Here is a 7,311-nt window from a genome sequence, read left to right as displayed (position 1 = left end):
TCACTCAGACATAACGCCCACGGCTTCCCGCTTCACTTCGGGTACTTCCATACCGCCAGACTTCTTGCATAAGTTCCAGAAGATGGCGTCTTAAATAGCATCCTTAAGACAGCGTTTCAATGCAAAACCCCGGTTCGTCCTGGCGGAGGATACAGATGATGTATTTGTCAAAAAACACTTTTTTAAGGGGACGTTCTCATGTGGTTTATACAGATATAACTTACATTGTGATGTGTTAATGAATGGGGAGCAGGTCACGGCGGTTATACCTGAGTTTGTTCTCAACCATCCTCAAGCGGATGTATGGAAACAATAGTCACAATGGAATATCAATATACTGGTGACTTGAAGAAGTAAGATCTTGGGGACATTCTGCCCCCCTTATCCTTTGGGATACGAAAATTCTGCGGTGACTAAATGCGATTCTGACTTATCAGATTGGACGTCATACGCGAAGTTATATCGTTTTCCAGATGTAAATTTAAATCCAAATACTGGAAGACACTCACCCTTCGGTACATAAACAGGCTTGTCTTCGAAAATCTTGTGAAGAGAGTCGCTATTATCGCTATTGATTTGAATAGCAGTGATCCGTTCCTGCGGCTCCAGTGGTGACACCACACAAACTTGATTATCTTTGATTAATGCCGTTGTAGATTCGCGATCTACCATTCGATCACCAGGCCCAGGGCATCCCGTTAAGAGGAATACAACACCCAGCAATATTTTATTCTTCATGTTTAACGCCCCTTCCCTGTTACGATTTTCTGATAAAGCGAGGGGACATCCTGCGACATATCAACGCCCCTGTACATCCCCATGCGCCCTGGTCTCTGATAGTAAGACCACTTATTGATACCATAAACCAGCAGTAACCAGTAATCAGCCAAAATAGAGGCTTGCTGTTCAAGAGAGTAATCAGTGAGCTTTTCTTTATCCAGCTTGTAGGTATATTCAGCAGCCCAGCTAAAAGCCCCCCTCACTCTCACCCATTGCCCATGTTGGTGTTGCCACACATGCCCCAGTTCGTGGATGAAAACGTATTTATCTTCGATGAAAACAGAGTTTGCGGAAAAATCTTCTCTGTACATCGACTTTCTGTACCATAACTCTCCGTTGGGAGTCATCGCATAGTTTTGTTTCTGTAGTCCGAAGGGTAAATAGCTGTCGCAATGAATCCAGACACGGCTATAAACTATTGAATCTCCGAACACCCTACGAGCCATTGCAATCTCGCCTAACGTCATCCGGCGTAATGTACCTTCCTCCGCCTGCGCGCTCATAAACTGCCCTCCTTGTATGATTTATCTACATCGTAAAATCATAATTCGAAATAGTCTATACGCGAACTTTAGCCATTCATCAAACGCAGTGACGGTGCAAACACTACTCCCCGTTGCTTTTATCCCCCTCCTCTTGCCGCATAGATTCTATAAACTCTCGTTGCTCTTGTGTGAGTTCAAGCTCATCCAGCAAGCGATCTAACTCTTCTTCAGGTGATTCCTTTTGGTTCTGTCTCTTCCCGATAGCCATGCTCACCCTTGAGTTAATAGGATTAATCTCAGGGTATCCAGGGTGCATAAAATGCGCAACTAACAGATTTTGGACAATAGAAGCCATAAAGCCCCGTTAGTGGTACAAGCAACAAGCAGAGCGTAGCGACTTCATCAGATTGTCAGAAGGATCACACCTTATCAGGGTGCTCGTATATCTGTCGAAGCGCTGGAAGAGCCTGTATATCAGGCTTTAATGCGAGTGATTACTCTGTCGATGACATAACAATGTCAGGATAGGCTTTTTTCACGTTTTACTATCGCGGTGTGAGGATGCAACTGCCGCCAACGCTGAGTTATCCTGTCTCTCACCGTCTAACTTAGCGTGACAGTTACCAACAGGGACGTGACCTGCCCCCAGTATTAGATACAACCGTCAGTTAGTAATGTCGGTTTGTTTACCTTCACATTTTCCATTTCGCCACCGTGCTGCAAACTCTGATGGCGTCTGATAATCCAGTGCCGAATGTGGCCGACACTCGTTATAATCCTGCCGCCAGTCGTTAATGATTTTCCTGGCGTGAACGATATCGCTGAACCAGTGCTCATTCAGACATTCATCGCGAAATCGTCCGTTAAAGCTCTCAATAAATCCGTTCTGCGTTGGTTTACCCGGCTGGATTAACCGTAACTCAACACCATGCTCAAAGGCCCATTGATCCAGTGCGCGGCAAGTGAACTCCGGCCCCTGGTCCGTTCTTATCGTCGCCGGATAGCCCCGAAACAGTGCAATACTGTCCAGAATACGCGTGACCTGAACGCCTGAAATCCCGAATGCGGTGATAATTGTCAGACACTCCTTCGTGAAGTCGTCCACACAGGTCAGGCACTTGATCCTGCGACCGGTGGCCAGCGCGTCCATGACGAAATCCATTGACCAGGTCAGGTTGGGTGCCGCCGGGCGGAGCAGCGGCAGACGCTCCGTTGCCAGGCCTTTACGACGCCGTCTGCGTTTTACGCCCAGCCCGCTGAGATGATAAAGGCGGTAAACGCGCTTGTGATTAACATGAAGGCCTTCACGGCGCAGTAACTGCCAGATGCGGCGGTAGCCAAAACGCCTGCGCTCCAGTGCCAGTTCAGTGATGCGCCCTGATAAATGCGCTTCAGCCGCCGGACGCTGAGCCTCGTAGCGGCAGGTCGACAGAGACAAACCTGTAAGCCTGCAGGCACGACGTTGCGACAGACCGGTCGCATCACACATAAACTTCACGGCTTCCCGCTTGTGGTCTGTCGTCAGTACTTTCGCCCCAGAGCCACCTGAAGTGCCTCCTTATCAAGCATGGCTTCGGCAAGCAGCTTCTTGAGTCTGGCGTTCTCTTCCTCAAGCGACTTCAGGCGCTTAACCTCGGGCACCTCCATACCGCCATACTTTTTGCGCCAGGTGTAAAAGGTGGCGTCGGAAATGGCGTGCTTACGGCAGATCTCACGGGCTGAAACCCCGACTTCGGCCTCGCGGAGAATACTGATGATCTGTTCGTCGGAAAAACGCTTCTTCATGGGGATGTCCTCATGTGGTTTATGAAGACATTACTAACATCGGTGTGTATTAATCAACGGGGAGCAGGTCAGAAGATGCCGGAAAACGGTCGTTTATTGGCATACTTATTAGTTAACAAATAGAGTTAGGGCAATCTAGTCATCAGATAGAGGTATAATGCACCAACACATTACGGATAAGAGAAAATCATGAACGAGCTGCCAGATAACCATCGTCGCTGGGTTGCCAACTATTGCGGTGGGAAAATTGAAGAATTGCAATACCACTTAGCCGCCATCGTAACGGCTTGCGATACATCGATTAACTTATTTACTAGTAACCAACAGGTTCCCGAGTCAAATAGTCAGGCTGTTATTTATGGATTTTCATCGTTCACGAATGTCATTCAGACGCTTAAAGATTCGATAAAAACAGTTACAGGCAAGCAGTTACCTTGGTCGAAGATACAGCAACTAAGCCATGGGTCTTTTTTTCAGGATGCGCGAAATGCAGCAACGCATGATGGTAATCCTGTCATAAACGCTTGGGTTGACGGAAGATACTACGTTGCCAACAAAATTGTTCGACTAGGTGATAGAGGACAAGTTATAGAAATCCCTGCACCAAATAATGATGTTCGCACCCTTTGCCTAGAGTTTGCTGATGATTTTTGCCAACTTCTACGCCAAAAACTGCTTGAAACAAAAGAGAGCAGTTCTCTGGAAGGCACCCCCTTCAAAATGGCTGACCTAGAAGAAGCTTTCACAAACTTCAATTTAATCCCAGATTTTGCTATTCAATTGTTTACAAAAGAAAAAGAAAGAATAGCCGAAAGCCTTAAGGATTCTAAACATGACCCTGTGGCACAAGCTATTGCTCGCCTTGATACCCTGCTCAAATATATCAATGAGCAACGAAAAACTGCACAGAGAATTTAGACCGAATATTTTCAAAAAGTTAAAAAACAGCAGCTTTTACCAACTTTACAGTGAGATTTAATGCGTTCAGAATATGAACTCACCCATATGATATATAACACTTTTATTGGAAAACAGGGTGTGCTATGTTGGCTCTGACACCTACCTCATGCGGTAAACCGGTCCGGGTAAGTGGAGCTTTACCGCTGTTTAGCGGAAAACGTCAGGATGGGAACTCTGCGTAACGTTGATTGTGGTAGGTAGGGCGCGCAAGCGTTTGATGCAGCCAAGCAGAGGGTGAAAGTAGCAATCGGCGGATTCTTGAGTAGCTTCTTTTGCGCATAATGCATCTTTCAAGAAAGGTCGTCACACCACGAGGAAGACTTGATCTTCATCTGGCAAGGGGAACCGAGCAAACCTACAGGCTATCTTCTCAGATGGCCTTAGGGTTGATATGTCCGGCTTCCCCCCCGAGGAAGGATTAACATTTTAAAGAACACTTTATGTTTTAACATTTTTAACAATTACGCTTTTCTCTTGCTCGTTGTATCAAACCGTTCCTTTCAGAAGTAAGTCTGCCGTTCTTCTCGCCTTCGCAACACACAAACCTGAACCGATAGCTGTTAACCCTCAACGGTTCCCGGTGTAAATGCAGCCGGATAAATCTGCTGCGAAAAAGTGGATCTCCTAGATTTGGAAGCACCCCTCTCAGGCATTGTGTCCGAAAATTTCCGTTGCGGCGAGACAGTCCTTATAGAGCCAAACAGACTCAAAAGTTAAGCCGCGCAGTAAAGCTAAAGCTCGCCCAGATTTCTCATTGATTGCTCGATCTCCGCAACCCATTTATCAGGGCAAGGATAAACACGGCTTTCGGTGCTAATGCGGTTTGGAGATACGCGGCAGGTTAGCCCATGCAATGACTTAACATGCGCTATCCAACATGTTTTGACTGTTCTCCCCGTTCGGGATTTAACATCATCGGCAATTTGTCTGTAGGTCGCCATTAACGTCCATACTCCGCTAGTTGTTTAAATATTGCGAAAGAGGCTGCTTGTTGAAGGTTACATCTGATTCATCTAGCTGCGCCAGTCGAGCTACGAAAGCGCCGCAAATTCCACACCATGATTTCCACTGCCCTTGATAAAAAACGCGCCACAGAGCTTCCTGGCGCGTTTGGCACATCTTACGATTTATGCCTGCGCCGTGCGTCGATGACCGCCTTGATACCCGCTTGCGAATCAAACTGCGCAATATCAGGTAAACTGTAGTGAAGCTGCGAAATCACGCCCAATTGCTCACCCACATCAGCATCCTTACGATAGGTGGTCATCGCGGTGGTGCTGCCCCGAACATGTCCAACAAGCTGCGCAATCGTGCGTTCGTTGATCTCAAACTTGTCTACGGCGTTGATGAAAGTGTGCCGCAGCGAATGGAACGTTTTCTTACCGTCACGGGTAAAACCGAGGACTTTGCCAAAGTAGTTTTCGTTAAACCATTTTGAGGCGGCGGCACGATATCCTTTGATTTTGTTGTGCTTCAACTCAGGGAAAAGACGATCATATCCGGCAGCTTTCAATGCATCTACATACTCCAGCAGCCCTAGTTCGATAAGTCGCGGATGAATTGGAACCTGACGGATCGCATTCACCGTCTTTAATGATTTAACGCCACCAGCCTGCGCTTCTTCATCCATCACCTTATCCGGCGCATCAAGGTTAAAATCAATATAGGCAACTTCGTTTTTATCTTCGCGAATATCCGTCAGATAAAGCTGGCAAAGCTCATTGATGCGCCCGCCCACATATAATGCCAACAGAGGCAACCAGTAGTGAAACGGGCGGAAGCTCGTATAACGTCCGTATTGATTGGGCCTTCCCGCGCCTTTCTTAAACCAGTCAGCCGAGAAAATTTGCTCTAGTTCATCGTCGGTGAAGAGGTCGCGGCGATCCTGCTCACGCACCATCACACGACGCTGAGCCAACACATTCTCAGCAGGGTTATCAAAAAGATAACGTTCACTCTTAGCCCATTTGAGCATAGAACCCAGTGACTCAATATGCCTGCCAATAGCATCTCGGCTCATAACTGGCTGACCATCAGCTAGCGCTATTTCAATTAGCTTTTGAGTATCTGAAATCTTGTATTTTCGCCGCATCAAATACAGGTTACCGGGCATATTCTGCATTTTGGTGACGTAATCTTTCACAACGTCACGATTCAGTTCGCCTAGAGTTAAATCGCCCATTATCTCCACGAAGTGTTCAATTCTGGAACGAATTTTCCCCTCGCTGGCGAGCTTAATATCGCCCGTATTTTTATAGACCAAAAACGCTTTCAGCAATGCTGAAACCGTCATGCTCGCATATGTCGGGTTGCAATACGGGTTGATGGTAGCGGCCACAGGAATCGCTGGTGTTACACCTACCGGAGCGCATGGCAGAGCACTTAATGTTGGCTCCGATTTCGCAAGCGCCTTATCCCAAGCGCTACGCAGTTTTTCAGCCTGCACGTTGTTGATGAACAAAGAACTTGCATTCAGCGTCACCCCGGGCAAATCCAACAACCAGAGGGAAAGAGGATTGCCGTTGTTAGCCCTGAATGCCGTAACCTCAACCTCTCGCCCGTTCAGCAATTCAACAAGGGCAAACTGCGGCTGGTAAAGCTGCATATAGCCGTTTACCGCAGCCTCAGCACCGTCATACGCAATGTTATTCAAAACGAACCCATGCGAATCAGGATCACGCTCAAGCGTGCTGAAATCATCAATCAGAAAGCCACGCTGGTTAGATACAAGGGCATACAGCGGCACATTGGCTGCCAGAAGATGCTGGACGACAGTCTCAGCCCCAACTCCAAATGAATCGCAAAACAACGCCAGGCTGATTTTGCCTGCTCCAGTCAACAATGGGGCATTGCCCCTGATCTTCTCTTTATCCACTTGCCTGAACTCTTCCAGAGACGCATACCACTTCTCCAGCAAACGCGCGGCAATAGCTCTGGCATTTGCAAGGTGGGTTGTGCGGGTAGATGCATGAATTTCACGCTGCCCTATCAGGGCGCGATAACGAACCGGAACGGTGATCCGCAGAACATAGATACCGCTTGGACGTCGATAGAGATTATCACGCTGCGCCATCGGTTGTATGACCCCTTTGTAGGAGGATCACGAGCGCCGTCACGTATGAATCAGAAAAAGGCTGAGGAATGAATACGTTAGGGAGTTTTTGGAGCGGGCGAAGGGAATCGAACCCTCGTATAGAGCTTGGGAAGCTCTCGTTCTACCATTGAACTACGCCCGCTTTGAGGTGCGTAAGGCATTATAGACCTTACGCCTCTTCATACAAGCCTCTTTGCAACTAAATGG

Annotated in this window: 6 protein-coding genes and 1 tRNA gene; 1 reads left to right on the top strand and 6 read right to left on the bottom strand. The window is 47.6% G+C overall.

The window, feature by feature from the left end; all coding sequences use genetic code 11:
- Positions 1-381: 381 nt before the first annotated feature.
- The 4 genes from VJY99_RS05370 to VJY99_RS05355 all read right to left on the bottom strand — a co-directional run bounded on the left by VJY99_RS05370 (position 382) and on the right by VJY99_RS05355 (position 3,050).
- On the bottom strand, positions 382-738 hold the full coding sequence (locus tag VJY99_RS05370) for a putative T6SS immunity periplasmic lipoprotein (RefSeq protein WP_324117030.1): 357 nt from the start codon (positions 736-738) through the stop codon (positions 382-384).
- 2 nt (positions 739-740) lie between these two features.
- The gene (locus VJY99_RS05365) at positions 741-1,283 is read right to left on the bottom strand and encodes a type IV secretion protein Rhs (protein ID WP_014171503.1); all 543 of its coding nucleotides are present in this window, start codon (positions 1,281-1,283) and stop codon (positions 741-743) included.
- 103 nt (positions 1,284-1,386) lie between these two features.
- Positions 1,387-1,620, bottom strand: a complete 234-nt coding sequence (locus tag VJY99_RS05360) for a hypothetical protein (RefSeq protein WP_047356716.1) — start codon at positions 1,618-1,620, stop codon at positions 1,387-1,389.
- Positions 1,621-1,929: 309 nt separating this feature from the next.
- A protein-coding gene (locus VJY99_RS05355) for an IS3 family transposase (protein ID WP_324117019.1) occupies positions 1,930-3,050 on the bottom strand; the annotation gives its coding sequence in 2 pieces (ribosomal slippage) (positions 1,930-2,792 and positions 2,792-3,050; 1,122 coding nt in all).
- Positions 3,051-3,239: 189 nt separating this feature from the next.
- On the opposite strand from VJY99_RS05355, the gene VJY99_RS05350 reads away from it, so the two are divergent.
- Positions 3,240-3,968: a hypothetical protein gene (locus VJY99_RS05350; RefSeq protein ID WP_049023371.1), complete on the top strand. Its 729-nt coding sequence runs from the start codon at positions 3,240-3,242 to the stop codon at positions 3,966-3,968.
- Between the two features lie 1,162 nt (positions 3,969-5,130).
- Here VJY99_RS05350 and VJY99_RS05345 read toward each other — a convergent pair.
- Positions 5,131-7,083 (bottom strand): site-specific integrase, encoded by a 1,953-nt coding sequence (locus VJY99_RS05345; protein WP_324117016.1) that lies wholly within the window; start codon positions 7,081-7,083, stop codon positions 5,131-5,133.
- 89 nt (positions 7,084-7,172) lie between these two features.
- Positions 7,173-7,246 (bottom strand) — tRNA-Gly (locus VJY99_RS05340).
- Positions 7,247-7,311 lie beyond the last annotated feature (65 nt).

The sequence above is a fragment of the Buttiauxella sp. genome, from assembly GCF_035271705.1.
In the GTDB taxonomy this organism is placed as follows: Bacteria; Pseudomonadota; Gammaproteobacteria; order Enterobacterales; family Enterobacteriaceae; genus Buttiauxella.
This window is presented reverse-complemented; position numbering and strand designations above follow the sequence as displayed.

What these genes read in the sequence shown, in the direction of transcription:
- VJY99_RS05350 (WP_049023371.1), top strand. Translation starts at nt 3,240, where the DNA reads ATGAACGAGCTGCCAGATAACCATCGTCGCTGGGTTGCCAACTATTGC.
- VJY99_RS05345 (WP_324117016.1), bottom strand. Translation starts at nt 7,083, where the DNA reads ATGGCGCAGCGTGATAATCTCTATCGACGTCCAAGCGGTATCTATGTT.
- VJY99_RS05360 (WP_047356716.1), bottom strand. Translation starts at nt 1,620, where the DNA reads ATGGCTTCTATTGTCCAAAATCTGTTAGTTGCGCATTTTATGCACCCT.
- VJY99_RS05365 (WP_014171503.1), bottom strand. Translation starts at nt 1,283, where the DNA reads ATGAGCGCGCAGGCGGAGGAAGGTACATTACGCCGGATGACGTTAGGC.
- VJY99_RS05370 (WP_324117030.1), bottom strand. Translation starts at nt 738, where the DNA reads ATGAAGAATAAAATATTGCTGGGTGTTGTATTCCTCTTAACGGGATGC.